Source organism: Microbacterium sp. 13-71-7 (assembly GCF_002257455.1).
In the GTDB taxonomy this organism is placed as follows: domain Bacteria; phylum Actinomycetota; class Actinomycetes; order Actinomycetales; family Microbacteriaceae; genus Microbacterium.
In genome coordinates, this window is sequence record NZ_NCKN01000383.1 from 1 (window position 1) to 2,135 (window position 2,135).

The following is a 2,135-nucleotide window of genomic DNA, read 5'->3' on the forward strand; positions in this document are numbered from 1 at the left end:
ACCGCCGTAGGGGTCCCACCAGTGCGGTCCGCGGATCTCGGGGGCGCCGTGGCTCATGCGGATGCGCCATCCCGAGGTGTCGAGGGTGCGGTGGTGATGCCAGCAGAGGGCGACGCCGTTGCCGGTGTGGGTCGGGCCGCCGTCGGCATGCTCTCGGACGTGGTGGATCTCGCACCAGGTCGCGGGCACATGGCAGCCGGGGATCACGCACTCCCGGTCGCGATGCAGGATCGCGCGGCGTTGCAGGGCGTTGAAGATCCGCGCCGAGGTGCCGAGGGAGACGATCTGGCCGTGTTCGTCGTACAGCACGCGCTGGATCCCGCCGGCGCAGGCGGTGTGGTGCGCGACCGACAGGGGAACGTCATCGTTCATGCCCTCGATGAACGCTCGTCCGGTGCCGCGGGCATAGTCCGCCGCGGACACGGAGACGACCAGCGTCGGGGCCGCGCCGCCGAGCGTGGGCATGTCCGCATGGGCGGCGGCGACGTTCAGGATCGCGGCGAGGTTGTCGTGGTTGCGCTGCGCCCGGGTGCGGGTGTCGACCGGGCCGCCTTCGAGGGCCGGATCGAGCGGGTCGTCGTCGGGCTCGCAGAAGCGCACGTCCCCGCGTCCGCCAACAGAATCATCAGGTCCGACCGACGCGCCGGATCCTGACGCAGGATCCGAATCGCCTCCGGCGCGCCTGCTCAGGTCGGGAGAGCCGGCAGCGGCGGGGTTGTTGAGCGCATCGAACACGCGCTCCAGCACGCCGGCGACCTCCGGCAGCAGCCCGCCCTGCACCGGACGCACGCCGTCGCGAAGGCGGCCGATCGTGAACCCCCGGTTGTGCTCCGCTCGCCGGTCGTCGGGCTCGGCGCCATCCGGGTCGATCCGGAGCATCAGGGCGCGGGCGAAGTCGGCGAGTTCGTCGGTGGACGGCGCGGGGCCGGGGTTGCCGTGCTCGTCGGGCAGGTCCCGTCCTCGGGCCGTGTTCGCGAGCAGAGCGTCGAGAGCCTCACGCTCATCATCGGTGATCCGCGCGCGGGCCCGCTCGACGGGACCGATCGCGGCGAGCAACCCGGTCACGGAGATCTCCCCGTCACGCAGGGCCTGCCCGAGAGCCTCGAACCGGGCCGGCGCGTGCTCTCCCGCAGACAGCAGGAAATCGCCCCCGACCGCGTCCGCAGCGCGCACGTACCTGCGGGCCGTGCCCACATCCGCCCGCAGTGCACGGCGCAGCAGCTCGGTCAGGTCGGCGCACCCAGCGGCAGCGCTGATCGTCGATGACGCGGCCCCGGCCTCCCGCTCCTTCGCATGTGCGGCCGCGGTCGTGATGCCCGCGTCGAGCAGCCGCTGCACGCGCCCGAGCGACTGCAGGATGCGGATCGTCTCCAGATCCGCGACGCCCTCGAACTGCGTCGTCACCTCAGCCGACGCGCACACCTGCTGGAGCAGGTGCTCGACCTGTTCCAGAGCTTCGCGCGTCGTCGATGTCATACCCCTATTCAACCCGGGCCACGGACATTCGAACGCCCAGATCAGGGGATATTTCCGATCTGTGCAGAACTTCCCGGATCCGCTTGGTGTGCAGGACGAAACGGACCTCGTCGCCCTTGTCGCAAGATGCGCACAAGAGGAACCCGGAAGGGCCACCCGCGACCACCGAGCGAACCGCTTTCGCGCGTGCCAGCGGCGCAGGCGATACGCACGATGAGGCGCACGGCGCAGGGCAAAAGAAAAGACCCTCCGCGCACCCGGCAGAGCCTGGTTACCCTTGCTGCGTTTCCGCCCTGGGGGATTTGGCCTGGGTGCCGCCACGCGGAGAGCCGTCGTCCAGTCTACCCGAGGTCGCGGGCGGCCGAGACCGGACGGAGGACCTGCCTCTGAATCCCCTGGTTATCGGGGTTCACATCCGTATTGCTCGTTTCCGCCGTTCGAGTTCACGCCGATTCCTCGGCGCTCACCTCTCGCGGTAGATCTCTCTGCGGTGCCCGACCGCGAGGACCAGCACGATCAGCCGGCCGTCCTGGATGTCGTAGATCACCCGATAATCGCCGATGCGCACGCGCCAGGCCCCGTCGCTGTTCACGAGCGGTTTCGCGGCAGGCGGGCGCGGCTCGTCCGCCAGCAACTCCACCGCAGCCTGGATCCGCCGC

At 70.4% G+C, this 2,135-nt stretch carries 2 protein-coding genes and 1 other RNA gene; all 3 read right to left on the reverse strand.

What is annotated here, in order from left to right; genetic code table 11:
- Positions 1 to 1,476: HNH endonuclease signature motif containing protein (locus B7X32_RS20535; RefSeq protein ID WP_292724010.1), on the reverse strand; the 1,476-nt coding region annotated here is incomplete at its 3' end.
- 237 nt (positions 1,477 to 1,713) lie between these two features.
- Positions 1,714 to 1,810: signal recognition particle sRNA small type (gene ffs / locus B7X32_RS20540), an RNA gene on the reverse strand.
- Between the two features lie 129 nt (positions 1,811 to 1,939).
- Positions 1,940 to 2,135, reverse strand: a 196-nt coding sequence (locus tag B7X32_RS20545) for a type II toxin-antitoxin system RelE/ParE family toxin (RefSeq protein WP_292724013.1), incomplete at its 5' end; no start/stop codon positions are given.